This is a genomic window from Roseicyclus mahoneyensis (genome assembly GCF_003148775.1).
Taxonomy (GTDB): domain Bacteria; phylum Pseudomonadota; class Alphaproteobacteria; order Rhodobacterales; family Rhodobacteraceae; genus Roseicyclus; species Roseicyclus mahoneyensis.
In genome coordinates this window covers 110835-136759 of record NZ_QGGW01000004.1, presented here as the reverse complement: position 1 = coordinate 136759, position 25925 = coordinate 110835, and the positions used below count along the sequence as shown (strand labels likewise).

General features: G+C 67.0%; 24 protein-coding genes. 14 read left to right on the top strand and 10 right to left on the bottom strand.

Annotation, left to right across the window (positions count from 1 at the left end; translation table 11 throughout):
- Positions 1 to 47: 47 nt before the first annotated feature.
- Positions 48 to 1136: a hypothetical protein gene (locus tag C7455_RS09890; protein ID WP_146199974.1), complete on the top strand. Its 1089-nt coding sequence runs from the start codon at positions 48 to 50 to the stop codon at positions 1134 to 1136.
- Positions 1137 to 1138: 2 nt separating this feature from the next.
- Here C7455_RS09890 and C7455_RS09885 read toward each other — a convergent pair whose 3' ends face one another.
- From C7455_RS09885 to cobS, 8 genes are all read right to left on the bottom strand, one after another.
- Positions 1139 to 1480, bottom strand: a complete 342-nt coding sequence (locus C7455_RS09885; protein ID WP_109667780.1) for a DUF427 domain-containing protein — start codon at positions 1478 to 1480, stop codon at positions 1139 to 1141.
- A gap of 78 nt (positions 1481 to 1558) precedes the next feature.
- Positions 1559 to 3367, bottom strand: a complete 1809-nt coding sequence (locus C7455_RS09880; protein ID WP_170119059.1) for an aminopeptidase P family protein — start codon at positions 3365 to 3367, stop codon at positions 1559 to 1561.
- 124 nt (positions 3368 to 3491) lie between these two features.
- The gene (gene cobT / locus C7455_RS09875; RefSeq protein WP_109667776.1) at positions 3492 to 5366 is read right to left on the bottom strand and encodes a cobaltochelatase subunit CobT; all 1875 of its coding nucleotides are present in this window, start codon (positions 5364 to 5366) and stop codon (positions 3492 to 3494) included.
- A gap of 55 nt (positions 5367 to 5421) precedes the next feature.
- Positions 5422 to 6069, bottom strand: a complete 648-nt coding sequence (locus C7455_RS09870; protein ID WP_109667775.1) for a hypothetical protein — start codon at positions 6067 to 6069, stop codon at positions 5422 to 5424.
- Positions 6066 to 6512, bottom strand: a complete 447-nt coding sequence (locus tag C7455_RS09865) for a hypothetical protein (protein WP_109667773.1) — start codon at positions 6510 to 6512, stop codon at positions 6066 to 6068. Before C7455_RS09865 ends, C7455_RS09870 begins: the two co-directional genes overlap by 4 nt.
- A complete protein-coding gene (locus C7455_RS09860) occupies positions 6512 to 7462 on the bottom strand; it encodes a threonine/serine dehydratase (RefSeq protein ID WP_109667771.1) in 951 nt (316 codons plus the stop codon). Before C7455_RS09860 ends, C7455_RS09865 begins: the two co-directional genes overlap by 1 nt.
- A gap of 45 nt (positions 7463 to 7507) precedes the next feature.
- Positions 7508 to 7957: a thermonuclease family protein gene (locus C7455_RS09855; protein WP_211315473.1), complete on the bottom strand. Its 450-nt coding sequence runs from the start codon at positions 7955 to 7957 to the stop codon at positions 7508 to 7510.
- Between the two features lie 166 nt (positions 7958 to 8123).
- Positions 8124 to 9110, bottom strand: a complete 987-nt coding sequence (cobS, locus tag C7455_RS09850; protein ID WP_109668170.1) for a cobaltochelatase subunit CobS — start codon at positions 9108 to 9110, stop codon at positions 8124 to 8126.
- 150 nt (positions 9111 to 9260) lie between these two features.
- Between cobS and C7455_RS09845 the strand changes: the two genes are divergently transcribed.
- The 4 genes from C7455_RS09845 to msrB all read left to right on the top strand — a co-directional run bounded on the left by C7455_RS09845 (position 9261) and on the right by msrB (position 11936).
- Positions 9261 to 9803 (top strand): sigma-70 family RNA polymerase sigma factor, encoded by a 543-nt coding sequence (locus C7455_RS09845; RefSeq protein WP_109668168.1) that lies wholly within the window; start codon positions 9261 to 9263, stop codon positions 9801 to 9803.
- Positions 9800 to 10552 carry an anti-sigma factor gene (locus tag C7455_RS09840; protein WP_170119051.1) on the top strand — a complete coding sequence of 251 codons (753 nt, stop codon included), beginning with the start codon at positions 9800 to 9802 and terminating at the stop codon, positions 10550 to 10552. The genes C7455_RS09845 and C7455_RS09840 overlap by 4 nt, the downstream gene beginning before the upstream one ends.
- A gap of 132 nt (positions 10553 to 10684) precedes the next feature.
- Complete coding sequence (locus tag C7455_RS09835; protein ID WP_109667768.1) at positions 10685 to 11239, top strand: fasciclin domain-containing protein; 555 nt, start codon at positions 10685 to 10687, stop codon at positions 11237 to 11239.
- A gap of 253 nt (positions 11240 to 11492) precedes the next feature.
- Positions 11493 to 11936: a peptide-methionine (R)-S-oxide reductase MsrB gene (gene msrB, locus C7455_RS09830; RefSeq protein ID WP_109668166.1), complete on the top strand. Its 444-nt coding sequence runs from the start codon at positions 11493 to 11495 to the stop codon at positions 11934 to 11936.
- A gap of 22 nt (positions 11937 to 11958) precedes the next feature.
- On the opposite strand, the gene C7455_RS09825 is transcribed toward msrB, so the two are convergent.
- Positions 11959 to 13788 carry a serine protease gene (locus C7455_RS09825; RefSeq protein WP_170119050.1) on the bottom strand — a complete coding sequence of 610 codons (1830 nt, stop codon included), beginning with the start codon at positions 13786 to 13788 and terminating at the stop codon, positions 11959 to 11961.
- Positions 13789 to 13993: 205 nt separating this feature from the next.
- Here C7455_RS09825 and C7455_RS09820 point away from each other — a divergent pair, with 205 nt between their 5' ends.
- From C7455_RS09820 to C7455_RS09790, 7 genes are all read left to right on the top strand, one after another.
- Positions 13994 to 14929 (top strand): glycine--tRNA ligase subunit alpha, encoded by a 936-nt coding sequence (locus tag C7455_RS09820; RefSeq protein WP_109667765.1) that lies wholly within the window; start codon positions 13994 to 13996, stop codon positions 14927 to 14929.
- Positions 14926 to 15393 (top strand): DUF6446 family protein, encoded by a 468-nt coding sequence (locus tag C7455_RS09815; protein WP_146199973.1) that lies wholly within the window; start codon positions 14926 to 14928, stop codon positions 15391 to 15393. Before C7455_RS09820 ends, C7455_RS09815 begins: the two co-directional genes overlap by 4 nt.
- Positions 15386 to 16090, top strand: coding sequence for an FkbM family methyltransferase (locus C7455_RS09810; protein ID WP_109667761.1), 705 nt, complete (start codon positions 15386 to 15388; stop codon positions 16088 to 16090). Before C7455_RS09815 ends, C7455_RS09810 begins: the two co-directional genes overlap by 8 nt.
- 4 nt (positions 16091 to 16094) lie before the next feature.
- Complete coding sequence (gene glyS, locus C7455_RS09805; protein ID WP_109667759.1) at positions 16095 to 18383, top strand: glycine--tRNA ligase subunit beta; 2289 nt, start codon at positions 16095 to 16097, stop codon at positions 18381 to 18383.
- 99 nt (positions 18384 to 18482) lie between these two features.
- The gene (locus C7455_RS09800) at positions 18483 to 21038 is read left to right on the top strand and encodes a putative PEP-binding protein (protein WP_109667758.1); all 2556 of its coding nucleotides are present in this window, start codon (positions 18483 to 18485) and stop codon (positions 21036 to 21038) included.
- A gap of 154 nt (positions 21039 to 21192) precedes the next feature.
- Complete coding sequence (locus tag C7455_RS09795) at positions 21193 to 21870, top strand: cell wall hydrolase (RefSeq protein WP_245904285.1); 678 nt, start codon at positions 21193 to 21195, stop codon at positions 21868 to 21870.
- Positions 21871 to 21943: 73 nt separating this feature from the next.
- Positions 21944 to 22885 (top strand): dihydroneopterin aldolase, encoded by a 942-nt coding sequence (locus C7455_RS09790; RefSeq protein ID WP_109667756.1) that lies wholly within the window; start codon positions 21944 to 21946, stop codon positions 22883 to 22885.
- Here the strand turns inward: C7455_RS09790 and C7455_RS09785 are convergent.
- Complete coding sequence (locus tag C7455_RS09785) at positions 22842 to 23327, bottom strand: GNAT family N-acetyltransferase (protein ID WP_170119049.1); 486 nt, start codon at positions 23325 to 23327, stop codon at positions 22842 to 22844. The two genes, C7455_RS09790 and C7455_RS09785, sit on opposite strands and share 44 nt — an antisense overlap.
- Before the next feature lie 111 nt (positions 23328 to 23438).
- Here C7455_RS09785 and folP point away from each other — a divergent pair, with 111 nt between their 5' ends.
- Positions 23439 to 24455: a dihydropteroate synthase gene (gene folP / locus C7455_RS09780; RefSeq protein WP_109667752.1), complete on the top strand. Its 1017-nt coding sequence runs from the start codon at positions 23439 to 23441 to the stop codon at positions 24453 to 24455.
- A gap of 30 nt (positions 24456 to 24485) precedes the next feature.
- Positions 24486 to 25829 (top strand): phosphoglucosamine mutase, encoded by a 1344-nt coding sequence (glmM, locus tag C7455_RS09775; RefSeq protein WP_109667751.1) that lies wholly within the window; start codon positions 24486 to 24488, stop codon positions 25827 to 25829.
- The last annotated feature ends 96 nt before the right edge of the window (positions 25830 to 25925 follow it).

Here is a 25925-nt window from a genome sequence, read left to right as displayed (position 1 = left end):
CCCGCAACGCGCTTGCCCGGGCGGCGCGAAGACACCATGCTGCTCTCATGACAGTCGCTTTGCACCGCCGGGTGATGATCCCGTTTGCCTTGTGCCTTCTGCTCTGGCCGGGGATCGCCGGGGCTGACACGCCATCCGCCGGGATGCGCGCGGCGCTTGGCGCGGTGCCGCAGGGCGCGATCGCGCTCGAAGGTCCGGTGCCCTTGCAAATCGAATTCGGCGATCCCGGCGCGTTGGGGGCGGTCGTCGCCCTTCAGGCGCTGCATGGTGCCGTGTCGGCACCGCCGGAGGCCTTGGCCCTGTCGCGCAGCCTGCCGGGCGAGATGGCCACGGCAACGCTCCTGAGCGCGCCCGACGCCTTCGCGGCCGCGACCGGGCTTGTGCTGGGGGATCTTGGCCCGATCCTGACCGTCAGCCGGTCACCCGAGCGGTTGACGCGTCTATGGATCGCGCCGGGTGCGGCCGCGCGGATGGTGACGACGCTTGTCGCCAACGGCCATGACATCACCGGTCGGCAAGGCGATGCCGTAAGGCTCGCGCGCGGTGCGGATTTCTCCATCGACCTTGCAAGGCGCGAGCCTGCAAACCCGTTCGGCGGCCCCCTTGGCCAGTCGACGCGGTTTCTCGTATCCGAAGGGCTGGTCCTCCATGCCCCCGCCACACCGATCCTCGAGGCGGCCATTTCAGCTGTGGGGCCGATGCTGGCCGAGCATCCCGGCCTTGACGCGCTGCTGAACGGTCTGGATGCCGCGGCCGATGGGGCGGGCGGGCTTGTCCATGCCCTCGCCCTGCTGGGTGTCAACGGGCGCGACCTTTTGGTGGCCGATCTTGCGCAGGGCGCGGAGGAAACCGGACTTCTGGTGATCGGCGTGGCCGATACCGTCACGGCCGAGAGGCTTGCCATGCGCCTGTCAGACAGATGGCACTCCGTCAACAGCCCGATCACGGGCCAGCCCCTTGCGGCCCTGTTCGACGGGCCGGTCACGATCACAGCCCATCCCGGCGCGCCCGCGAGCGTCACCCTCAGGCGCAGCCAGCCGCGCGACTTTGCCGAACAGGTGTTTCGCAACCGCCCCGTCGAAAGCTTCCAAAGGCTCCTTCTGATGGGCGATCTGTCGGCGCTGCTGGCCCCGTAAGGCTAGAGCTGCTCGACCGTCACCCGGTCGGTGTAGAAGGAAATGTGATCCTTGATCGCCGCCACGCCCTCGGTTGGGTTCTCATAGGACCAGGCTGCATCGGGCAGATCGCCCGCCGCTGTTGAGACCGTAAAATAGGTGGCCGTGCCCTTCCACGGGCATTTGGTCGAGCTTGCCGTCCGCTCGAGAAAGGCCATGCCGATGTCTTCGCGCGGGAAATAGATCGCCGGGCGATAGTCGCCCTCTGTCAGTTCCAGCGCATTGGCGCTTTCGCCCAGCACCGCGCCACCGGCGCGAACCACCCATGTTCCGGGCGCCTTTCGGATCTTGATATGGTCGGCCATGCACGGTCCCTCCCTTTTCCTGTTGCCCCTTCTAGGGGTGCCCTGTCCCGGTTGCCAAGGGCATGTGACATGTTGATGTCAGATTGGCGCGCAGGCGGCGGTCAACCACGCGAGGTCTGCGCCCTCCACAAGCGGGCCGATCCGTTCCAGCACCTGCGCATGATAGGCGTTCAGCCAGTCGCGCTCCCATGGGGCCAGCAGCGCGGACAGCACCAGCCGCCGGTCGATCGGCACGAAGGTCAGCGTCTCGAAATCCAGCTGCGCGCGATGTGCGTCGCCGCCCGGCAGGGCCTCGGCCTCGCGCACCACGATCAGGTTCTCGATGCGGATGCCAAACGCACCCTCGCGGTAATAGCCCGGCTCGTTCGACAAGATCATGCCGGGCTCCAGCGCCACGGTCGACACCCGGCTGAGCCGTTGCGGCCCCTCGTGGACTGACAGGTAGACGCCCACGCCATGCCCGGTGCCATGGTCGAAATCCCGCCCTGCGGCCCAAAGCGGCGCGCGCGCAAGCGCGTCCAGATGCGCGCCCGCCACCCCCTTCGGAAAGCGCGCGCGATGGATGGCGATCATACCCTGCAACACCTGGGTAAAGGCCTCGCGCGCGTCCTGGCTCACATCCCCCACCGCGATGGTCCGGGTGACGTCGGTGGTCCCGTCGCCATATTGCCCGCCACTGTCCACCAGCAGCAGCTCGCCCGGACGCACGGGGCGGTTGGTCTCTTCGCTCACGCGGTAATGCACGATGGCCCCGTTCGGCCCCGCGCCGCAGATCGTCTCGAAGGAGATGTCGCGCAGCTGGTTGGTGTCGCGGCGAAACCCCTCCAGACGCGTCACCACGTCGATCTCGGTCAACCCGCCCTTCGGCGCCTCGGCGTCGAGCCATGCCAGAAAGCGCACCATCGCAGCCCCGTCGCGCAGATGGGCCGCGCGTGTGGCGGCGATCTCTGCCCCGGTCTTGCGCGCCTTGGGCATCACCGTGGGGTCGCGGTCAAAGACAATCTCCGTGCCCGCCGCCTCGAGGATATCCAGCACCGCCTGAGGGGCCGAGGCGCGATCGACCCGCACCCGGCCCGTCAGCCCGGCCAGCGCCGCCGAAAAGCTCGCGGGGTCCTCGACCTGCACTTCGGGCCCCAGATGCGCCTTGATCTCGGGGCCGACCCGCGCCTCATCCAAGAACAGAAGCACGACACCATCATCGTAAAGGATCGCAGTGGCCTGAACGACGGGATTGCGGGGAATGTCACGGCCGCGGATGTTGAGCAGCCAGTTGATCCCGTCAGGAAGGGTCAGCACCGCCGCCCCGTGCCTTGCCTTGCGCAACGCCTCGGCGCAAACCGTACGCTTTTGCGCGGCGCTGCGCCCTGCGATGGCATCGGGAAAGATCTCGACAGGTCCCGTGGGCGGGCCGGGCCGGTCCGTCCAGATCCGGTCGACGAGGTTCGCACTTTGCTCAAGCGCCACCTCCGATCCCTCCAGCGCGGTGCGCAGGGCCGCGACCTCTTCGACCGTGTGCAGCCAAGCATCGAAACCGACCCTCCCGCCCTCCGGCAAGGCTGCGCGCAGCCAATCGGCCAGCTTGGTCTCCGGCCAATCCACGGGAGTATAGGCCGCAAGGTCCACCTGCGTCTTGACCTGCACCCGGTAGCGCCCGTCGACGAAGACGCCCGCGCGCTCCTCCAGCACCGCCGCAAACCCCGCCGAGCCGGTAAACCCCGTCAGCCACGACAGCCGATCGTCACAAGGCGCCACGTATTCCCCCTGGAACCGGTCGGCGCGCGGCACCAGAAACCCGTCCAGCGCGGCCTGTGCCATCACATCGCGCAGCGCCGCCAGCCGCGGCACCCCGTCACCGGGGTGTGTCCTGACCTCGAAATCCTGGAACACCGCTTTCCCCTTCATCTTTCACAAATATGCACTGCGGGCGCACTTCCAGAGGCGCGGCGCTGGCATGACGCGCGCGGAAAACGTTGCGTTTTCCGGCCGGTTGCCGCGCAGGCGGCAAAACGCCTCAACCCGCCCGCCGCATCCCCATCACCCGCGCCCGCGCCCGCGGATCGCTGTCGAACAGGCTCGCCAATTGCTCGGTGATGGCGCCCGCCAATTGCTCGGCATCGGTGATGGTCACCGCGCGGCTGTAATAGCGCGTCACGTCATGGCCGATGCCGATGGCGAGCAATTCCACCGCGCGCCGCCGCTCGACCATGGCGATGACGTCGCGCAGGTGTTTCTCAAGGTAATTGGCCGGGTTCACGCTCAGCGTGCTGTCATCCACCGGCGCGCCATCCGAGATGACCATCAAGATCTTGCGCGCCTCGCGTCGGTTCACCATCCGCCGATGCGCCCATTCCAGCGCCTCGCCGTCGATGTTTTCCTTCAAGAGCCCTTCTTTCATCATCAGGCCCAGATTGTCGCGCACCCGCCGCCAGGGCGCATCGGCGCTCTTGTAGACGATGTGGCGCAGGTCGTTCAGCCGCCCCGGCCCGGTGGGCCTTCCCTGCGCCAGCCATTCCTCGCGCGCCTTGCCGCCTTTCCAGGCCCGCGTGGTGAAGCCAAGGATCTCGACCTTGACCCCGCAGCGTTCCAGCGTGCGCGCCAGTACATCGGCGCAGATCGCGGCGATGGAGATCGGGCGCCCGCGCATCGAGCCGGAATTGTCCAGCAAAAGCGTCACCACCGTGTCGCGGAACTCGGTGTCCTTCTCGATCTTGAAGGACAGGGGCGTGGTCGGGTTTGCCACCACGCGCGCCAGCCGTCCGGCATCCAGCGTGCCTTCCTCCAGATCGAACTCCCACGCCCGGTTCTGCTGCGCCTGCAACCGGCGCTGAAGCTTGTTGGCCAGACGCGACACAGCACCCTTCAGCGGCTCAAGCTGCTGGTCGAGATAGGCGCGCAGCCGTTCCAATTCCTGCGCCTCGGCCAGATCTTCGGCGGCGATTTCTTCGTCATGGGCGGTGGTGAAGACCACATAGGCCGGGTCGGCATCGGAATGGGGCGGGATGGGCGGCGGCTCCTGCGGCGCGTCGCCGTCGGGCATCTCCTGTTCCTCGGCCTCTTCCATGTCGCCTTGGTCGTCCATCTGGACCTGGGCCTGGGATTGGTCTTGCTGCTGGTCCTGGCTGCGTTCGGGATTGGCCTCGGCGTCCTCGTCCTCGCTGTCATCCTCGCCGGTGCTGTCAGGCTGATCGTCTTGATCCTCAGACGCCTCGTCCTCGCCGTCTTCGTCCATCTGGTCGGGGTCGTCGCCCAATTGGTCGCCATAGCCCAGATCGTCGATCATGCGCCGTGCGAAACGGGCAAAGGCCGCCTGATCGGTCAGGACGCGGCCCAGATCCTCCAGCGTGCCGTCGCAGCGGTCTTCGATGAAGCCGCGCCACAACTCCATCACGTTGGCGGCCTCGGGCGGCAGGGCACGGCCCGTGGCCAGATGCCGGATCAGGTAGCCCGCAGCCGTCGCCAGCGGCGCATCGGCCGGATCGCGGATCTCGCCATAGCCCTTGCGCCGCGCCTCATGCCCGATCTTGGCGTCGATGTTGCCCGCGGTCCCCGGCATGTAGCGCGCGCCGACCGCTTCGCAGCGCGCGATCTCCATCGCGTCCATCAGGTCGCGCGCCATCGCGCCGGGAGGCGCATAGCGCGCCGCCGTACCGGTGTCGTGGTAGCGGTGGCGCAGCGCCAGCGCGTCGGCCGTGCCGCGCGCCAGCAGCACCTCGTCGCGGGTCATGCGGCGGCTGATCTGGGGCAGCCGAACGCTGTCGCCGGAAATGCCGGGCGGATCGACCGTATAGGTCACCGCGAGGTCAGGATCATCCGCCAGCACGCGCGTCGCATCCGCGAGCGCCTTCTTGAACGGGTCGGCCGGGTTGTCAGTGGGGTGCTTTGCCATGGGCGGAATGTGGCGCGAAGGGCGGGGGAGGGCAAGGGGCTGTCGCCGCGCGGCATCAGCCTCCGTAGAGCACCGTAAAGGCCTCTTCGCAGGCGGCGGGTGAGGGCGTTTCGATGGTCCAGGCGGTTGCAGGCAGCACCATGGGCGCGCCGCGTCCGGTCCGGTCGACAAGCACCGACTCGGGCTGGTTGTCCACGCCACCGCCCAGTGCCTCGATGACATAGTCGCCCGTCAACAGGTTCACGTCACACCCGGCGCTTGAGGCCGTGATCCGGTCATAGGCTGATCTCGTGTAGCCCGCGACGACAAATTCCCCGTCGCGCCACGCCAAAGTCAGGGTCTGGGTCCACGGAAATCGCCCGATGCCGGTCTGTTCGGACTGGACCAGCAGCGATCCATTCTCGGCCTGTTCGAGCCAGGGCGACATGCCCCAGAGCGGGCCGTTGAACACGATTCCGCGCGCGACCAGCAGGGGCGCGCCGGCCGGGTCCGTGCGCCTGTCGGTCAGAACGAGCAGGTCGGCGGTGTCCGGTTCCGTCTCGGAGGCGAGCAAGATCACGGTCTCGCAGCCATTGCTGTCCTCTATAAGGTCAAAACAGGCGCTTGCGATCAGCCGGGGCAGGGTGTCGGATTCCGGTCCACTCAACGTCTGGGCAGCGGCGGGCAGGGTAAGGGCAAAGAGGGCACCCGTGGCGCGGATCATTCGGACAAACTTTCCATGGCATCAAGGAATTGCAACCGCAGCTCCGAGCAGGCCTCCAGCGTGTCCATCAGCCCGTCATCCATCACCATACCGGTGGCCGCTTCATTGGCGACGATCCGGTCGACATAGAGCGCCGATGCCGCCTCGATCAGGGGGCGGATCTCGTCCATCACCGCCGTCTCCTCGGCGCCGGTCTCTTGCTGGCGCAGGAGGGTGGACATCACGGCAAGGTCCAGTTCCCGCTCCAGCGCCGCCGCGCCCGGCTCGGACTCGACACCGGCAAGAACCCGGAACGCCTGGAAAAAGCCGGTACAGCGCAGGAAGGGCGCGCTGTCGCCCGCGGGGGCAAGCGCCGCGTCCATCTGGCGTGTGAAGGCGTCATCCTGTGCCTGCCCCGGGCTTGCCAGCAGCATCAGCGCGACAAGGGGTGCGGCCCGCCTCATCAGACGAACCAATCCGGTTCCGCATTGCCGCCGCACAGCAAGACGCAGACGCGTTCGTCCTTTCCGGGGACATAGGCGCCCGAGGTCAGGGCCGCCAAGGCCACCGCGCTGCCCGGCTCACCCACAAGGCGGGTGCCCTCCCACAGGCGCTTCGCGGCGTCGAACACCGCCGCGTCGGGCAGCACGATGGCTTGGTCCACATGCGCCTTCGCTACCTCGTAGGACATCACGCCCAGTCGCGGGCCACCGAGCGAACTGGCGGCAATACCCGTGGCCTGCACGCTGATATCCGGGCCCTCGCGCAAGGACCGCGCCAACGTGTTTGTCCCCTCGGTTTCCACCGAGATGACGCGGACGCGGTCGCGGAACCATGCGGCGACGCCCGCGATCAGCCCGCCGCCTCCGGTGGACACAAGGATGGTGTCGATGCCGCCCAGATCGGATTGGGCCATCTGGTCCTCGATCTCGCGCGCCACGGTGCCTTGTCCCGCCAGCGTCGGAAAGGTGTCGTAGGGGTGGACCGACAGCGCGCCGGTCTTGGTCGCATGATCGGCATAGGCGGCCATGCAGTCCTCGACCGCGCCGTCGGTCAGGATCACCTCGCCCCCGAACATCCGCATCCGGCGGAGTTTTTCCTCCTTGGCGATGGCCTTGGGCACGAAGATGACAGAGCGGTGCCCCAGTTCGGTCGCCGCATAGGCCACCGCCGCGCCGTGGTTGCCACCCGAGGCCGCGACGACGCCCGCAGGCGGCACGCCCTTGGACAGCATGGTGTTGAAGGCGCCGCGCACCTTGAAGCTGCCCGTGACCTGCGTGTGTTCCAGCTTGAACGTGACGGGGCAAGGCAGGCCAAGCGCCGCGCCCTCGACCTTGAGGATTGGGGTGTGCCGCACACGGCCTGTGATCAGGGCGGCGGCGGCGGTGATGTCGTCAGGGGTAGGATATGTCATGATGGCGCGACGATGGACCGGCGCCGTGGCGGGGTCAACGGGCGCTCAGCGCAGCCTTGCGCACCAATCGGGCCGCCTGCCGCCGTCATAAGGCAGGGCCAGCCCCTCGGCGATCAACCGCGCGCCCACGTCGCGCCCGTCGATGGATAGCTGCACCAGCCGCCGCTCGCAGCGGTCCCAGCGCCCAAGACGCGCCTCGATCTGGCGGGCGTCGGCGACCAGCGCACGCAATCGCCGTGTGGCGGCTTGACCCAAAAGCGCTTCATTGGCGCAACCGGGGCGATGGGTTTCGGGCGTGTCATAGCCCGTCAGCCGAGCGCGAAAGCGGCCTTCGCCGAGACAGTCCATATCGACCGTGTCGCCATCGACCACGCGCACCACAACGCAGGGCGGGCTGTCGCTGCTGGCCGTGGCCTGCAGGGGAGAAAAGGTAAGTATACCCATGAAAACAAGGGCAAGGAACGAAGGGATCGGGCGAAAAACAGCAAAGGTCATGCCCCCTGAATGGCGGCAGGTGCAGCGGGTGTCGAGGCAAAAATTAACCTTTGGTTAACATTCGTTAACGCCGCTTTTACGTCGCAGGCGGCATGACACCAATCAAAAAAGCCGCGTCCCATACGGGATCGCAGCTTTCATTCTGTCTGGTTCTGATGGAGGAAGATCAGCCCAGCGACATGCTCGCGGCACTTTCCGGCAATTCCTCGTCAAAGCAGCGCTGGTAGAATTCGGCGACCGTCTGCCGCTCCAGCTCGTCGCATTTGTTGAGGAAGGACAGCCTGAACGCATAGCCCACGTCGCGGAAAATCTCGGCGTTCTGGGCCCATGTGATGACCGTGCGCGGGCTCATCACGGTGGAAAGTTCCCCGTTCATGAAGGCGGTGCGCGTCAGATCGGCCACGGTGACCATCTGGCTGACGTGGCGGCGGCCTTTTTCGGTGTTGTAATGGGGGTTCTTGGCGAGAACGATGGCGCTTTCTGCGTCATGGCTGAGGTAGTTCAGCGTGGCGACCAGCGACCAACGGTCCATCTGCGCCTGGTTGATCTGCTGCACGCCGTGGTAAAGACCGGTCGTGTCACCCAGACCCACGGTGTTGGCGGTGGCGAACAGGCGGAAATACTTGTGCGGCGTGATGATCTCGTTTTGATCGAGCAGCGTCAGCTTGCCGTCATGTTCCAGAACGCGCTGGATCACGAACATCACGTCGGCGCGGCCTGCATCGTATTCGTCGAAGACGATGGCGACGGGATTGCGCAGAGCCCAGGGCAGGATGCCCTCGTGGAATTCGGTCACCTGCATGCCGTCGCGCAGCTTGATCGCATCCTTGCCGATCAGGTCGATCCGGCTGATGTGGCTGTCGAGGTTCACGCGCACGGCGGGCCAGTTCAGGCGGGCGGCGACCTGTTCGATATGGGTCGACTTGCCGGTGCCGTGATAGCCTTGGATCATCACGCGGCGGTTGTAGCCAAAGCCCGCCAGGATCGCCATCGTGGTGTCGGGGTCGAACTTGTAGGTGCTGTCGACCTCGGGCACGCGGTCGGAGCGGTCGGCGAACCCCTTGACCTTCATGTCGGTGTCGATGCCGAACACCTCGCGCACCGAGATCTCTTCTGTCGGTTTCGCGTCCATGCTCAAGCTGCCGTCTGCCATGAGATCCTCGGGGTCTGTTTGGGGGTAATCGCGCTGCGTCCGGGCATGCAACATATCGCCGGAGGCTGCAAGGGGAAGGGATAAAAACCGGGCTGGCCAAGCCGGCGCGGGGCGCGGTATCAACCCCTATGCCTGATGCGCTGCGCTGCGATGTCTGATCGCGATCATCTCGAGACCCTGATCGCCCGCGTCGCGCTGCGCGATCGTGAGGCGTTTTCCGCCCTCTACCGTGCAACCTCCGCGAAACTCTTCGGCATCTGCCTGCGTGTCTTGGTAGACCGGGCCCGGGCCGAGGAGGCGTTGCAGGAGGTGTATGTCAAGATCTGGAACCGTGCCGACCGATACCGCGTGACCGGCCATAGCCCGATGACATGGTTGATCACGGTGGCGCGCAATCATGCCATCGACCGGCTGCGCGCGGCGGGGCCCGCGACGGCGGCGCTTGAGGATGTTGCTCCGATGGCCGCCCCCGGACCGACGCCCGAGGCCAGCGCCATCGCGGCCAGCGAGGCGCGGCGCATCACGGCCTGTCTTGACGAATTGCCCGCCGACCGCGCCGATGCGGTCAGGGGCGCCTATCTGGAGGGCCAGTCCTATCAGGATCTGGCCACGCGGCATGCGGTGCCGCTCAACACGATGAAGACATGGCTGCGCCGCAGCCTCTTGACCCTGAAGGAGTGCCTGTCGCGATGACCGACCGGCCTGATGACCAGATGCCCGAGTTGGAGGCCCGCGCGGCGGAATACGCGCTGGGTCTGCTTGAGGCGTCCGAGCGCGCGGCCTTCGAGGCGCAGTTGCGGGACGACCCGGTGCTGGCGCGGCTGGTGACGGATTGGCAGGCGCGGTTTGCCAGCATGGCCGACGCCGAGGTTGCCCCCGTGACCCCGCCCGCCCGGCTGGAGGCGGCCATCATGGACCGGCTGTCGGGCACACCCGCCCCCGCCCGCGCGCCGCTGTGGGACCGGGTGGCGTTTTGGCGCGGGGTTTCCGCGTTGAGCGGGGCTGTGGCCGCTGTGGCGGTGGGCGTTGCCGTGCTGCCCATGGTCGAGCGGCCCGGCGAGCGACCCGAGGTGGACAAGCCCGCCGAGGGCATTCCGCCCGGCACGATCTTGATGACGCATCTTTTGCCTGTCGAGGGATCGGGCCTTGGCCTTGCTATCACCCGCGAGCCCGGTGGCGCTTTGCAGGTGCTGCGCGTGGCCGGCGGGCCGAGCGAGGGCCGGGCGCAGGAGGTCTGGCTGGTGCTCGACGAGGCCACGCCGCCGATCTCGCTGGGGGTGCTTGGCGAAGAGCCGTTGACCACGCTGACGCCCGAGGCCGATGTCGCGGCGCTGTTTGGCGTGGGGGCGGCCATCGCGATCTCGGACGAGCCGCCGGGTGGGTCGCCCACGGGCCAGCCGACGGGCGCGATCCTTGCGCTCGGCGCGCTGGTTGCGCTGTGAACACCGCTCACGAAGCTGTGACCGGATTTTTCGTGTTGCGCTGAAACCCCTGCCGCCCGGCTTGCGTGGCTGTCTGCATCCTCCCCCGACACAGGGGGACGGGACGCAGACACCAACAGACGGAGCTATCCCATGACCAAGACCAAACTGACCGCCGCAGCCCTCGCCACGCTGATCGCAGGCGCGGCCATCGCGCAAAACGTGCCCATGGTGGGCGGCGCGCCGATGTTCCCCGAGCGCAACATCGTCGAGAACGCGGTCAATTCCGCCGATCACACCACGCTGGTGGCCGCCGTGCAGGCCGCGGGCCTTGTCGACACGCTGGCGGGCGAAGGCCCCTTCACCGTTTTCGCGCCGGTCAACGACGCCTTTGCCGCTCTGCCGCAAGATCAGGTCGCGGCCCTGCTCGAGCCGCGCAACCGCGACCGTTTGGTCGAGATCCTGACCTGCCATGTTGTCGCCGCCGAGGCGTTCTCGAGCGATATCGTCGGCATGATCCGCGCCTCGGGTGGCGCGCATCCCATCGAGACCGTCGGCGGCTGCACCTTTACCGCGCGCATGGTGAACGGTCGGGTGATGATCGAGGATGAACAGGGCCGCATGGCGACCGTGACCATTGCCGATGTCGACCAGTCGAACGGCGTGATCCATGTGATCGACACGGTGCTTTTGCCCGACGCAATGTAACCCCAAACGATACCACGGGCAGGCTCTTGCGCCCTGCCCGTGGTGCGCGGTCGGCCCCGCCCCATCCCAGATCAGGGGCCGGCCGCATCTGCCGGGCGGGGGTGCATTTCCCTGCGCCCCGGGCAACAGGGGTCCCCATCCCCCCGCCTGTCGATCCGACCGCCCGGCCTCTTTTCCGCCTTGAGCGTGCCCCTCAGAAAGGATCCCACCCATGCCCACCCGCCGCCAGACCCTGACAGCCGCGCTTGCCGTGATGGCCGCCTTGCCGCTGGCCGCGCGCCGCGCCGATGCCGCCATCGCCCAAGGCCCGTTCGAGTTCACGCGCACGGATGCCGAATGGCGTGCGATGCTGAGCGCCGATGAATATGCTGTGATGCGGCAAGGTGCGACGGAACGGGCAGGCACCAGCCCCCTCGACGCCGAGACGCGGGCGGGGCTCTATCAGTGCCGGGGCTGCGATCTGCCGCTCTATTCTTCGGAGGCGAAATACGACAGCGGCACCGGCTGGCCCAGCTTCTGGGACGTGCTGCCGGGTGCCATCGGCACGATGGAAGACCGCAGCTTCTTCACCACCCGCACGGAATGCCATTGCCGCCGCTGCGGCAGCCATCTGGGGCATATCTTCGACGACGGCCCCCAGCCCACCGGGCTGAGGCATTGTCTCAACGGGGTGTCGCTGGTGTTCCGCCCGGCCTGAGATGGCCTAGGGGGTGGAACATTCAGTTCCAGCAGGTGACCGTCACCGTCATGTCGGCCCCCAGCCGGGCCAGCCGCTCGCGGCTCATGGTGGTGGTGCGGGTGGAGATGGTGGGCGTCAGCCCTGCCGCCGCCAAGGCAGCCCCCAACTGGTCCGCGCGCAACGCCAGCGTCACATCGGCGGGCAAGGCGCGCGCCTCGGTGGCGCCGGGCAGGACCATTCCCACAACCGTGCCGGTCAGGTCGAACACCGGCCCGCCCGCCTCGCTGTCGGCGGTGTCGAGCGCAAGGCGCTGGATGGTTTCCTCGCCGTTCATCCCGCGCAGATCGGCCAGCGTGCCGAAGGCCATCGAGGCCGAGGACAGCGCACCGTCAAAGGGAAAGCCCGCCACGCCCACATCGGACCGCAGGCGCCCGGGGCTTGACGCCATCTCGGCGAAGGCCATCGGCGCCAGCCGCTGGCGCGGGCGCAGCACGGCCAGTCCCAAAGCGTCATCGCGATAGGACACCTCGGCCTCGTAGGCATTGTCGATCAGCACCTGCGCGCATTGGCCCGCAACCGCCTCGGTCGTGGTCAGGACCGAGCCTTGGGCGTCGATGTAAAAGCCCGAGCGCACCAGATCGGGCTGGCGCACCTCGAGACCCGAGACCATGTCGATATTCTCCTCGAGGCCCGCGGGGATCGCGCCGGGGTCCAACGCGCCATCGAGCGCGGTGAAGCTTTGCTGCATCATCGGCAGGACGCGGGCGATCTGATCATCGCGCTCGGGCGGCCAGACCAGCGTGAAGCCCTTGACAGCACCGCCCACCAGCCGCGCCTCGGTATGGCTGCGCAAGGTGTCGGACTGGCCGGTCAGCACGAACCGGTCGCCCTGCCGCTCTCGCGCGCCCTCAAGCGGCACGATTTCCAGCGTCTGCATGATTTCATACAGGCCAAACAGCGTGTTGCGGTCGCCGGGCTGGCTGATGAGCAGGATCTGCACGGCGCTGTCGTTGATCTGGTCAAACTGGGCGAAGGGGAAATTGTAGTCGCCCTGCCGCACCATGGCGAGCGGCAGGTCGATCTGGATGCCCGCGCGTTCGTCGCGGATGGTCTGCATGCCAAGAGACGCCAGTTCGCCCTGATATTCCCCAAGAAGTTGCTCGCGCTGGCGTGTCGTCAGAACGCCCGTGGGGTCCAGCCCGCGGTCTTGTTGCCAAGCCGACATGGCGTTGCGTGTGCCGGGGCCGAATGCGCCGTCGATGGCAGAATTGTAAAAGCCGAACCATTGCAGCGCGATCTGCAGCGCGTCGCGGCCCGCGCGGTCAAGTTGCGCCTCGCTGTTGCGGGCCTGTTGCAGGGTTTCCTCGGGCTCTTCGGGGGCAAGGACGATGGTCGCCTCGGGCGCGGTCAGGACGGGGGCTGTGCCGGGTTGCGCAGAGGCATCGGGCAGGGCGGTCTGTTCGATCACCGGCGCCTCGGCCCCGCCCGTGACCGGCTGTGCGGGGGCGGCAAGCGCGTTGGCGCCGATCGGGTAGACCTGCGCCACATAGGGCGTGCCCGTGACCACGAAACTGTCGCGCGGCACAAGGCCCTGCGCCAGCAATTGGCTTAGCAGGGTCTGCGCATCGGCGGGCGCATAGGGCCCGAGCGACACGGCATAAAGCCCGGTCTGCGCGCGGAAGGCGTTCACATTCGGCACTAGTTGCGCATAGGCGCGCGCGCGGCTTTCGGCCTCGGTCAGCGAGGCATGGCTTTCGATCTGGATGAAGACACCTTGCTGCGCGCGCGCCGCACCGGGCCAGAACAGGGCCAGTGCCAGTGTGGCGGTCAGCATCAGGGCCAGCAGCCCGCGAAATCCGTTAAGTCGCATCTTGGTCAAATTCCCTTGGTCAGCCGGTTTAAATGCCGCGCATGGGTGCGCAAGCCCCATTCGGCCCAGACGTTAACAAAGCCACGTCTGATTGCACCAGAAAAACCCGTGACCGCAAGGCGCTTGGCGCAGGGTCCGCGTTGACCGCCCCGACCTGTGACACTAGAGAGACCCGGCCCCTTGCCAGAAAGATCCGGTGCACGCCATGACCCAGACCCCGCGGAGTTTTCAGGAAATCATCCTGCGCCTGCAAGCCTACTGGGCCGCGCAGGGCTGCGCGATCTTGCAGCCCTATGACATGGAGGTGGGGGCGGGCACCTTTCACCCCGCGACCACGCTGCGCAGTCTTGGCACGCGCGCTTGGGCCGCGGCTTATGTCCAGCCGTCGCGCCGCCCGACCGACGGGCGCTACGGTGAAAACCCCAACCGGTTGCAGCATTACTACCAGTATCAGGTCATCATCAAACCCTCGCCGCCCGATCTTCAGGCGCTGTACCTTGGCAGTCTGGAAGCCATCGGGATCGACATGGGCCTGCACGACATCCGCTTTGTCGAGGATGACTGGGAAAGCCCGACGCTGGGCGCATGGGGCTTGGGCTGGGAGGTGTGGTGCGACGGCATGGAAGTGTCGCAATTCACCTATTTCCAGCAGGTCGGCGGGCATGATTGCCATCCCGTCTCGGGCGAGCTGACCTACGGGCTGGAGCGGTTGGCGATGTATGTGCTGGGCGTGGATCACGTGATGGACATGCCCTTCAACGACCCCGCAGCACCCATCCCGCTCAGCTACGGCGACATCTTTCGCCAGACGGAGGAGGAATATTCCCGCCACAACTTCGATGCGGCCTCGACCGAAAACCTGCTGCAGCATTTCGAGGATGCCGAGGCCGAATGCCGCCGCCTGCTCGACGCCACGCCCGATGACCCCAAGACGGCCAAGCGGATCATCATGGTGCACCCGGCCTATGACCAGTGCATCAAGGCGAGCCACCTGTTCAACCTGCTCGACGCGCGCGGCGTCATCTCGGTGACGGAACGGCAGGCCTATATCGGGCGGGTGCGCACGCTGGCCAAGCTCTGCGCGGATGCTTTCGTGCAAACGGCGGCGGGCGGCTGGGTGCCCGAGGGGGCCGTGGCATGACCTCCGGGCGTTGGGTTGTCGTGGCCATCCTCGGCGTCACGGCGCTGTTCGCCGCGGGCATGTGGTACGCCCAGACCCGCGCCTATTACGACACCGTTCCGCTCAATGCCCTGCCCGTGACGATGGCCGATGGCGAGACCGTCAACCTGCAACTGATCGGCGCGCAGGCCATCGACGCCGAGACATCGCCGCTCCGCTTCCGGGCCTGCTTCAACATCGGCCCCGATCTGGCCGCACGGCTGGTCGACCGCGCCGCGCCCGCCACCGATCCGACGCCGCTGGTCGCGCCCGCCTGGTTCGACTGCTACAGCGCCGCCGACATTGGTGCCGCGCTGGAAGAGGGCGCGGCGCAGGCGGTGCTGGCGACCCACGAGATCGCGCGCGGCGTCGACCGGATCATCGCGGTTTACCCCGATGGCCGCGCCTTTGCGTGGCAACAGTTGAACGGAACGCTCGATGAGTGACGACACGCCCGACCTGCAGGCCGAACACGACGCCCTGAAGGCCGCCCACCAGAAGCTCAAGCGCCGCGCGCAGCGCAACGAGCGGGCGCAATTCGCCCGTGGTCTGTTGCAGGGCATCATGTCGATGCTCAAACCCGGCGATGTGGTCTTTGACTGCGGCGCGAATGTCGGTGCGGTCACGGGGCCCTTGGCCGAGACCGGCGCGACGGTCCATGCCTTCGAGCCCGATCCCTTCGCCTTCGGGCAGTTGTCGCAGCGCGTGCAGGGGATGGAAAACGTGGTGCTCCACAATGTTGCCGTGGGCGTCACGGCGGGGTCCGTGCGCCTGATGCGGGCGGCGAATTTCGAGGATAACCCGCTGGGCGGATCGGTGAAATCGACCGTCATCGCGGGTGGCCGCAACATCGACGAGCGCGACGACGCCACCATCGAGGTGGCCATGATCGCGCTGCCCGACATGATCCGAAGCGTCGCCGCTCAGGCGGGCCGCATCGCCTTTCTCAAGATGGATATCGAGGGGGCCGAGCTGGAGCTGCTCGAACACATGCAGGCCCATGGCCTGTTCGAGTTTGTCGGCCTGACCGTGGCCGAAACCCACGAGAACAAGTTCCGCGACCTGCGCCCGCGTTTCGCCGCCCTGCGCGAGGCGGTCGCCGCCCAATACCCCGTCACCCGCGTCAACCTTGACTGGATCTGAGACCATGCCCGATCTTCTCCTCGAACTCTTCTCCGAGGAAATTCCCGCCCGCATGCAGGCGCGCGCCGCCGAGGATCTCAAGCGGCTGGTGACCGACGGTCTGGTCGAGGCAGGGCTGACCTATGCCGGCGCCGGGGCCTTTGCCACGCCGCGCCGTCTGACGCTGACGGTGGAGGGGCTGACCGCCCACAGCCCGACGACGCGCGAGGAACGGCGCGGGCCGCGCACCGATGCGCCCGAGGCCGCCATCGAAGGCTTTTTGCGCGGCGCGGGCGTGAGGCGCGATCAGCTTGAGGCGCGGGCTGACAAGAAGGGCGAGGTATTTTTCGCCGTCATCGAGAAACCGGGGCGCGCGGCGTCAGACATCATCGCCGATCTGGTGCCTCAGGTGATCCGCGATTTCCCATGGCCCAAGTCGATGCGCTGGGGGGCGGGGTCCTTGCGCTGGGTGCGTCCCTTGCAGTCGATCTTGTGTGTCCTGTCGTCGGAGACGGGGTCGGAAGTCGTTGCTTTTGACGTCGACGGGATCACCGCGGGCGACACGACCGAGGGGCATCGCTTCATGTCGCCGGGGCGATTTTCCGTCACGAGTTTCCAGGATTACGAGGCAAAGCTGAAGCGCGCGCATGTGATCTTGTCTGCCAGCGAACGCGCCGAACATATCCGGCACGAGGCCGAGCAGATGGCCTTTGCCGCGGGCCTTGAGCTGGTTGCCGATCCGGGGCTTCTGGCCGAGGTCGCAGGGCTGGTGGAATGGCCGGTGGTGCTGATGGGCACGATCGAGGACCGCTTTCTCGACCTGCCGCCCGAGGTGCTGCAGACGTCGATGAAGGAGCACCAGAAATTCTTTTCGGTGCGCAACCCGAAAACGGGCCGGATCGAACGCTTCATCACCGTCGCCAACCGCGAGACGGCGGATCATGGCGCGACGATTCTTGCGGGAAATCAGAAGGTTCTGTCGGCCCGTCTGTCGGATGCGGCGTTTTTCTGGGAAAACGACCTCCGGGTGGCAAAGGCAGGGATGGGCGATTGGCTCGACGGGCTGGCGAATGTCACCTTCCACGCGAAACTTGGGTCGCAGGCCGACAGGATCGGGCGGATCGCGGCGCTTGCGCGCGAGATCGCGCCGATGGTGGGGGCGGATGCGGATCTGGCGGAGGAGGCCGCGCGGATCGCCAAGGCCGATCTGCGGTCGGAAATGGTGGGCGAATTTCCCGAATTGCAGGGCGTGATGGGGCGGTATTATGCGCTGGCCTCTGGCCGTGCGCCCGAGGTGGCCGATGCCTGCCGCGACCACTGGAAGCCGATGGGGCAGGGCGACGCCGTGCCGACCGCGCCCGTGTCGCTCGCCGTGGCGCTGGCCGACAAGATCGACACGCTGACGGGATTCTGGGCGATTGACGAGAAGCCAACGGGGTCGAAGGACCCCTATGCTCTGCGGCGGGCGGCGCTGGGTGTGGTGCGGATGGTGTTGGAGAATGGGGTCAGGTTGGGCCTTGAGCAGCCTCTCCGAGCTTCGTTTGTCCATATCGCTGTGCAGCGCGCAGAAGATTGCTGGGCTTATTTCCAGGCTGGGAACCCCGCTTTGCCCGATGATTCAGTTTTTCTGTCCTTTTACAGCGCAAAAGACGCGAGTTTCGACGGCGCAGGCTTGGTCACCGAGAAGCTCGTGGAGGGTTCTTTCTTCTTGAGCACCGAAAAAGGCACGATGTTCGACTACCCCAGAATTCAGACATTGATCCCAGTGCGTCCGCTAAACACTCTAGCCTCCGACCTCCTCGCCTTCTTCCACGACCGCCTCAAGGTCCACCTCCGCGACGAGGGCATCCGCCACGACATCATCGACGCAGCCCTTGCCAAACCGCCCGCCGATGACCTGTTCCTCGTCGTCGCCCGCGCCCGCGCGCTGGCGGCCTTCCTCGCCACGCCCGATGGCGAAAACCTTGTGCAGGGCTACCGCCGCGCGGCCAATATCCTGACCCAAGCCGAGGAAAAGGACGGCGTCGAATACCGCTACGGCGCCGACCCGAAATTCGCCGAGACGGACGCTGAACGCGCGCTTTTTGACGCACTGGCGCAAGCGCAGGCCGCGATCAAACCCGCGCTCGCGGCCGAGGATTTCGCCGGCGCCATGACCCAGATGGCCAGCCTCCGCGCCCCCATCGACGCGTTTTTCGAGGCGGTGCAGGTCAATGCCGACAACCAGATCGTGCGCCGCAACCGGCTGAACCTGCTCCACCGGATCGTGGAAACCTGCGGCGCGGTGGCCGATCTGTCCAAACTGGAGGGCTGATCCGCCGCAAAATCGGGCAGACCCAGCCGCGACGTGCCGTTTCTCTGGACACTTCGCGCCATGGTTGTATCTAATGCTGCAGATGCACAAGGGTCCGAGATGCTGAGCACGCCCGATTACACCACGATCACCCCCACCGCCGAGATCCGCACCTCGACGCATGGCAACCGCGCGAAATGCCTGCAGCGCCTGCTGCGCCTGAATCTGCCCGTGCCCAAAACCGTCGCGCTTCGCTTTGACACGGTGCGCACTATCGCGGGCGGGCGGATGCCTGACATCCGCGCGCTGCTGGGCGTCTTCGGCGACGGGGCGCTCTTGTCGGTGCGGTCGTCCTCGCAAATGGCTGATTGGGGTGGGCCGGGCACGATCCTCAACATCGGAATGAACGACGAAAAGGCGGCCCATCTGGCCAAGACGCATGGCCCCTCGGCGGCCGACGCGCTTTATGTCAGCTTCATCCGGGCCTATGCGGTCGATGTGCTGCGGCTGGATGCCGACGGGTTCGAAGGGCCGATCACGCCCCGGCTGGCCAAGGCGGCCTTTGAGGCCGAGATGGACGAGCCCTTTCCGCAAGACCCGGCTGAACAGATGGCCGAGGTTCTGCGGTCCATGGCGCGGGCTTGGGAAGGCACCACCGCGCGCCTGCTTAGGCAAGCGCAGGGCGCACCGCTTGATGCAGGCTTGGGCCTTTTGGTACAGGAAATGGCGCTGGGTATCGGGCAGGGCGTGTCGGGATCGGGTGTGGTGCAATTCGCCTCGCCCGAGACCGGCGAGGCGCGCGCGACGGGCCGCTGGCTGCCGCAGGCCCAAGGCCGAGCGGCGCTGTCCGAAGGCGAGGCGCAGTTCATCGTCACTGACACGCGCGGCAAGTCGCTCGAAGATGTGGCCCCCGAACAGGTCGCGGCCCTGAAGGCTGCGGGCGCGCTGATGCGCGAGCGGCTGCGCGAGGAAATGCAGATCGAGTTCACGCTGATGAACGGGCAGCTTTCGATCCTCGACGCGGTGAAATGCCCGCGCTCGGGCCGGGCCGAGGTGGCGATCACCGTGGCGCTGGCCGAGGACGGGATCATCACCAGCGACGAGGCAATCTTGCGCATCCCGCCCTTTACGCTCAACCAGCTTCTGCACCGGCAGGTCAGCCCGACGGCGTCACGCGATGTGCTGACCCGCGGCATTGCCGCAGCACCTGGGGCCGCGACCGGCAAGATCGTGTTTTCCGCCAGCGCCGCGCAGGCCATGGCCTCGCAGGGCGAGCCCTGCATCCTCGTGCGGCGCGAAACCTCGCCCGAGGATATCCGCGGCATGCATGCGGCGCAGGCCGTGCTGACCGAACGGGGCGGCATGACGAGCCATGCCGCCGTGATCGCGCGTGGCCTTGGCTTGCCTTGCGTCAGCGGGGCGACGCGGCTGCAACTGGACGGTCGCAAGAAGACGCTGACCGTGCCGGGGCGCCGGGTGTTTCACGAGGGCGATATCATCACCGTCGATGGCTCAACCGGCGACGTGCTTGTGGGTGCGCCCGCGATGGTGGAGCCCGCGCTGGGGGGCGCCTTTGCCACCCTGATGGATTGGGCCGATGCGGCGCGCGACATCGGCATCCGTGCCAATGCCGACACGCCAGAGGATGCGGCGATGGCGCAGCGGTTTGGCGTGGACGGCATCGGGCTGTGCCGGACCGAACACATGTTCTTCGACCCCGCCCGCCTGACCGTGATGCGCGAGATGATCTTTGCCGAGAACCCGGCTGACCGCGCCGCGGCGCTGGACCGGCTGTTGCCGATGCAGCGGGCCGATTTCATCGAGCTGTTCCAGATGATGCAGGGCCAGCCGGTGACGATCCGCCTGTTCGACCCGCCCTTGCACGAATTCCTGCCGGGCGACCGCGACGGTATCCGGGCGCTCGCCGAAGCGCTCGACCTGCCCGTCAGCCGGGTGGCGGCGCGCATCGAAAGCTTGCAGGAATTCAACCCGATGCTTGGCATGCGGGGCGTCCGGCTTGGGGTGACGGTGCCCGAGATTTACGAAATGCAAGCGCGCGCGATTTTCGAGGCGACGATCAAGGCCTCGACCAAGGGCGCGCCTGTGGTGCCCGAAATCATGATTCCCTTGGTGTCCGCCCGGCGCGAGGTGGAACTGGTCAAGGGCCGGGTCGATGCCATCGCGGCCGAGGTTCGTTCCCAGACCGGGCAAGACTTCACCTATCGCCTCGGTGTCATGGTGGAAACGCCGCGGGCCGCGCTGCGCGCGGGCGAGATCGCGGAACATTCGGCGTTTTTGTCCTTCGGGACCAACGATCTGACCCAGATGACCTATGGCCTGTCGCGCGACGATGCCGGACGGTTCATGTCGGCCTATGTGCAACAGGGTGTCTTTCCCGAGGATCCGTTCACCCAGCTCGATGTCGACGGGGTGGGTGAATTGATGCATCTTGGCGCAGATCGTGGCAGGCGGGCGCGGCCTGACCTCATCATCTCGATCTGCGGCGAACACGCGGGCCAACCCTCGGCCATCGCCTTTTGCCGCAAGGCCGGGTTCGACTATGTGTCCTGCTCGCCCTTCCGGGTCCCGGTGGCGAAACTTGCTGCGGCGCAGTTGTCTATACAAGACAGGCAGTTGCAGGCAGATCCTCACAGATTGGATGAGGAACGGCTCTGATCTTCTTGTTCTCAATCTATTTGTAGTTATCCACAAGGCGTCATCCCCAAGACCCGGTGCCGATTTTGAGCTTTGCGCCGACAGGGGTAGAACCCGATTCGCGGCCAAGGATTGAGCAGGCCGAAGCGGGGCAAAAGACCCCGGAAAGGGTAACATGATGACGGCATGTCGGATCTGCGTCGCGCTTTGCGCGGCGGCCGTGACGCTTGCGACCTCGGCATGGGCAGATGTCACGGTCAGCACTTCCAACCCCCCGGTCGATACCGGGATCGGCGTTCGTCTGGGCGCGCTGATGGGGCTCGAGACCAGTTCACTGTCGGGTTTATCGGGCGACAGGTTGCGCCGGATCGGCGCGCCTTTCATCGGCCCAAGCGAGGATGCCCTCGACGGCCGCCTGATGTCGGGCAGCGACCTTGACGCGTTGCCCGAACCGCGTGGCGACGCGCAATGGCGCTGCATGACGGAAGCCATCTATTTCGAGGCCCGTGGCGAGACCATCGAGGGGCAATACGCTGTTGCCGAGGTGATCTTGAACCGCGTCGACAGTGCCAACTACCCTGACACGGTCTGCGGCGTCATCACCCAGGGCACCGGGCGGCGCTATGCTTGCCAGTTCACCTACACGTGCGACGGCATTCCCGAGGTCATCACCGACCAGCGCGCCTGGAACCGCGCCGGCCAGATCGCGCGCATCATGCTAGATGACGCGCCGCGCCCGCTGACGGCCGGGGCCACGCATTACCATGCCGATTGGGTCAACCCGCACTGGGCGCGCGTCTATCCGCGCACCGCGACCTACGGGACGCATATCTTCTACCGCCAGCAATACTGAAGGCGTCGCGGATCGCCGCCGATACGCCGCCCGCGGGCTTGGCCGGTTTCGGGCTGGCGTGCTAGGCCGGGCCATGACCGACGAGATAGCACAGGCCTTCGGCCACCCTTCCGAACGGGCGCGCGCGCTGGCGGGCGACCCGCCGCGCGACCGTATTTCCATGACCGAGCATCGCCGCGAGGTGGAGATCGGCGCCTTTCAGACCGAGCGGGGCATCACCCAGACGGTGCAATTCGACGTGGTCGTCGAGGTCGTGACCCGCGCCGAACAGGCCGTCGACGACGTTGACCGCATCCTGAGCTATGACACTATCGTCGAGGCGATCGACGCCGCGTTGGCCGCCGAGCGGGTCAACCTTTTGGAAACGCTGGCCGCGCGCATCGCCGACCGCATCCTTGCACATCCCTTGGCCGTGCGCTGCATCGTGCGGATCGGCAAGCTGGATCGTGGCCCTTACGTGCTGGGGGTGGAGATCCTCCGCAACGCGCCCGAGACACGCGCGCCTTTGCGGCTGCTGCCCGATGATGCGCCCCATCCGCGCGTCGTCTACTTGTCGGCCGAGGCTGTCGCGCGCCCTGACCTCTCTGCCCTTCTGGACAGGCTCGAGACCGATGACGCGCCGCTGATCTTGTGCGTCGGCCGTCCCGACGCGCCCGTGCCACGGGCCGCCCATGCGATGCCGCAGCGCCGGATCGATCTGCTCGCCATCGAGCAATCGGCCTGGGTGCTGGCCGCGTGTGATCCGCGTTGTGTGGTTGTCGCCAGCCGGACGGAACTGGAATGGGCGATGCGGCAGGGTCGGATCAGTGTCTGGGCCCCGTCGAAACTGGTGCTCGACGCCCATGACGGGCCGGGGGCGCATGTGCGCGATGCGTTCGCACTGACGCTGTGGCTGGCGCAGGCCTTCGAGGCGATCGAGGTGCTGGCCTTCGGCGCGCTGCTGGGTGATCCTCTCCCGGAAAGACTGCGCGTCAGCCGTCTTGACCCTTTGGCGATGCCGGGGGGCGGGGCGTAAGCTTCAGGCGCATCAGATGCTTCCCCTTCGCCTCGCGCTCGCGCACGAATCCGGCCTTGTCCAGCACCCGGATGGATGCGGCGTTCTCGGCGCTGACGAAGGCAAAGAACCTATCCTCGCGCAGGTCCGCCACGGCTGTATCCAGCGCGGCCTGCACGAATTCGCTCGCCAAGCCCTGACCGGCGACATCGGGCAGGAAATGGAAACTCAGCTCCAGCCCGGTCTCGCCAAAGCCGATGCGGAACCCGGCGACGCCCACGGGATGATCGGCGTGAAACAGAACCCAAGGCGCGACCTGATGGCGGGTCCAGTCCTGCAAGTCGGCCGACAGGCGCGCAGGGCCGCGATCCGGCCCGAAAAGCGCGCCGTAAAGCGCAGCCGCGCCCGGATACGGGGCCCGGCCGGAAAGTCGCGCAGTGCGAAAAAGGATGGGCCCGCTCATGCCGATCATCTGACGTACAAAGTGACCTTAGGTCAAGTTTGCCTGCACAGTGGTTCGCGCTGTGGCGCGCTGCCCTTGCCAAACCGGCCCGCGGCCCGGTAGGGCGCGGTCATGGAGCCAAGATACCTGCGCCCGATCCCCCTGACCGACCCCGCGCCCTGTGGCGACGCCCTGATGCTTGCGGGCGGTTGGGTGCGCTTTACCCATGTCGAGAGCCTGTCGCGCGGCGCACCTCCCCGGATCATCGCTGCCGCCGACCTGCCGCCCGAGCATCTGGCCCCGTTTCTGGCCCCCCGCGCGCCCTTCGCGGGGCTGAGCCTTGATCGTCCGCGGCTGATGGGCATCGTGAATGTCACGCCCGACAGCTTTTCCGACGGCGGGCGCCATGCGGACCCCACCGCGGCGCTGGCACAGGTCGAGGCGATGCTGGCCCAAGGCGCTGATGTGATCGACATCGGCGGCGAATCGACCCGGCCCGGCGCGAGGGAACTGGCCGAGGCCGAAGAGATCGCCCGCATCCTGCCGGTGATCGAGGCGCTGGCGGCGCGCGGCATGGCGACGCCTGTCAGCCTCGACACCCGCAAGGCGGGCGTGGCGCGCGCGGGGCTGGCGGCGGGGGTGCGGATCGTCAACGATGTCTCGGGCTTGCGTTTTGATCCCGCCTTGGCGGGCGTTGTGGCCGAGGCCGGGGCGGCGTTGATCGTGATGCATTCCATCGGCACGCCGCAGACCATGCAGGCGCTCGCGGCCGATGCCTATGGCGATGTGGTGCTTGATGTCTATGACGCGCTGGCCGCCTGCGTGGCACAGGCCGAGGCGGCGGGTGTGCCCCGCACGCGCATTATGATCGACCCCGGCATCGGGTTCGGCAAGACGCTGGATCAGAACCTTGCGATCTTGCGGCGGCTGAGCCTGTTTCACGGCCTGGGCTGCGCGGTGCTGCTGGGGGCTTCGCGCAAGGGGATGATCGGCACCATCGCGGGCGAGCCTGTTGCCGCGCGCCGCGCGCCGGGATCGGCGGCAATCGGCCTTTGGGCCGTTGCACAGGGCATGCAGATGCTGCGGGTTCATGATATGGAGACCCACCAACAGGCGCTGGCCCTGTGGCAGGCCTTGGCCGTGCAGTAACCGGCGATGTTTGAGAGAATGAGGGCAGACATGACACGCAAGTTGTTCGGCACCGATGGCGTCCGTGGGCGCGCCAATTCCCATCCGATGACCGCCGAGATGGCGCTGCGCCTTGGCGCTGCGGCCGGGCGCTATTTCCGCCGCGACGGCAGCCGGGCACATCGGGTCGTGATCGGCAAGGACACGCGCCTGTCGGGCTACATGCTGGAAAACGCGCTGACGGCTGGCTTTACATCCACGGGCATGAACGTGCTGCTGCTGGGTCCGGTGCCGACGCCCGCGGTGGGCTTGCTCACGCCCTCGATGCGGGCGGATGTGGGGGTGATGATCTCGGCCAGCCACAATCCGGCCGAGGATAACGGGATCAAGTTCTTCGGCCCCGACGGGTTCAAGCTGTCGGACGAGGCCGAGATGGAGATCGAGGCGCTGGTCGAAGCCGAGATCCAGCCCGCGCAGGCGCGCGACATCGGACGCGCCAAGCGGATCGACGATGGCCGGTTCCGCTATGTCGAGCGGGTCAAGGGCACATTCCCCCACGGCCTGACGCTGGAGGGGCTGAAGGTGGTGATCGACTGTGCCAATGGCGCGGCCTATCGCGCGGCCCCTGAGGTGTTGTGGGAACTGGGGGCGGAGGTGGTGGCCATCGGCGTCTCGCCTGACGGCTACAACATCAACGCCGGTGTGGGATCGACCGCGCCCGAGGCGGCTGCGGCCAAGATCCGCGAGGTTGGGGCCGATGTGGGCATCTGTCTGGACGGCGATGCCGACCGGGTGATCTTGCTCGACGAGACCGGCGCTGTGGCCGATGGCGACCAGATCATGGCGCTGTTTGCCAATCGCTGGGCCGAAGAGGGGCGGCTGAAGGGCCACGCGCTGGCTGCGACCGTGATGTCGAACCTTGGGCTCGAGCGCTATCTGGACGCGCGCGGCGTCCGGTTGCATCGCACGCCTGTGGGTGACCGCTACGTGGTGGAGGCGATGCGCGCGCTGGGGCTGAATCTGGGCGGGGAACAGTCGGGCCATATCGTGATGACAGATTACGCCACGACCGGCGACGGGCTGATCGCGGGGCTGCAGTTTCTGGCCGAGATGGTGCGCACGGGTCAGCCCGCGAGCCTGCTGGCGCATAGTTTCGAGACGGTGCCGCAGCTGTTGCGCAACGTGCGGTTTGCCGCTGGTCAGGCGCCTCTGGACGCGCCGGCGGTCAAGGCGGCGATCGCGGCGGGCGAGGCCAAATTGGTCGGGCAGGGGCGTTTGCTGATCCGAAAGTCGGGGACGGAGCCGCTGATCCGGGTGATGGCCGAGGCGGAGGACGAGGCGCTGATGGTGGCCGTGGTGGACGAGATCGTGGGCGCGGTCGAGGCGGCGGTCTGACGCGACGGTGTGAAGCGACGTGCGAATTTTCCTACGAAAATTCAGGGGGCTCTGCCCCCGTCGCGCCTTGCGCGCCTCCCCCGGGATATTTGTGAA

Bases quoted from the DNA above. Each gene is read 5' to 3' on its own strand.
- C7455_RS09890 (WP_146199974.1), top strand. From the start codon at position 48: ATGACAGTCGCTTTGCACCGCCGGGTGATGATCCCGTTTGCCTTGTGC.
- C7455_RS09885 (WP_109667780.1), bottom strand. From the start codon at position 1,480: ATGGCCGACCATATCAAGATCCGAAAGGCGCCCGGAACATGGGTGGTT.
- cobT (WP_109667776.1), bottom strand. From the start codon at position 5,366: ATGGCAAAGCACCCCACTGACAACCCGGCCGACCCGTTCAAGAAGGCG.
- C7455_RS09870 (WP_109667775.1), bottom strand. From the start codon at position 6,069: ATGATCCGCGCCACGGGTGCCCTCTTTGCCCTTACCCTGCCCGCCGCT.
- C7455_RS09865 (WP_109667773.1), bottom strand. From the start codon at position 6,512: ATGAGGCGGGCCGCACCCCTTGTCGCGCTGATGCTGCTGGCAAGCCCG.
- C7455_RS09860 (WP_109667771.1), bottom strand. From the start codon at position 7,462: ATGACATATCCTACCCCTGACGACATCACCGCCGCCGCCGCCCTGATC.
- C7455_RS09855 (WP_211315473.1), bottom strand. From the start codon at position 7,957: ATGACCTTTGCTGTTTTTCGCCCGATCCCTTCGTTCCTTGCCCTTGTT.
- cobS (WP_109668170.1), bottom strand. From the start codon at position 9,110: ATGGCAGACGGCAGCTTGAGCATGGACGCGAAACCGACAGAAGAGATC.
- C7455_RS09845 (WP_109668168.1), top strand. From the start codon at position 9,261: ATGTCTGATCGCGATCATCTCGAGACCCTGATCGCCCGCGTCGCGCTG.
- C7455_RS09840 (WP_170119051.1), top strand. From the start codon at position 9,800: ATGACCGACCGGCCTGATGACCAGATGCCCGAGTTGGAGGCCCGCGCG.
- C7455_RS09835 (WP_109667768.1), top strand. From the start codon at position 10,685: ATGACCAAGACCAAACTGACCGCCGCAGCCCTCGCCACGCTGATCGCA.
- msrB (WP_109668166.1), top strand. From the start codon at position 11,493: ATGGCCGCCTTGCCGCTGGCCGCGCGCCGCGCCGATGCCGCCATCGCC.
- C7455_RS09825 (WP_170119050.1), bottom strand. From the start codon at position 13,788: ATGCGACTTAACGGATTTCGCGGGCTGCTGGCCCTGATGCTGACCGCC.
- C7455_RS09820 (WP_109667765.1), top strand. From the start codon at position 13,994: ATGACCCAGACCCCGCGGAGTTTTCAGGAAATCATCCTGCGCCTGCAA.
- C7455_RS09815 (WP_146199973.1), top strand. From the start codon at position 14,926: ATGACCTCCGGGCGTTGGGTTGTCGTGGCCATCCTCGGCGTCACGGCG.
- C7455_RS09810 (WP_109667761.1), top strand. From the start codon at position 15,386: ATGAGTGACGACACGCCCGACCTGCAGGCCGAACACGACGCCCTGAAG.
- glyS (WP_109667759.1), top strand. From the start codon at position 16,095: ATGCCCGATCTTCTCCTCGAACTCTTCTCCGAGGAAATTCCCGCCCGC.
- C7455_RS09800 (WP_109667758.1), top strand. From the start codon at position 18,483: ATGCTGAGCACGCCCGATTACACCACGATCACCCCCACCGCCGAGATC.
- C7455_RS09795 (WP_245904285.1), top strand. From the start codon at position 21,193: ATGATGACGGCATGTCGGATCTGCGTCGCGCTTTGCGCGGCGGCCGTG.
- C7455_RS09790 (WP_109667756.1), top strand. From the start codon at position 21,944: ATGACCGACGAGATAGCACAGGCCTTCGGCCACCCTTCCGAACGGGCG.
- C7455_RS09785 (WP_170119049.1), bottom strand. From the start codon at position 23,327: ATGAGCGGGCCCATCCTTTTTCGCACTGCGCGACTTTCCGGCCGGGCC.
- folP (WP_109667752.1), top strand. From the start codon at position 23,439: ATGGAGCCAAGATACCTGCGCCCGATCCCCCTGACCGACCCCGCGCCC.
- glmM (WP_109667751.1), top strand. From the start codon at position 24,486: ATGACACGCAAGTTGTTCGGCACCGATGGCGTCCGTGGGCGCGCCAAT.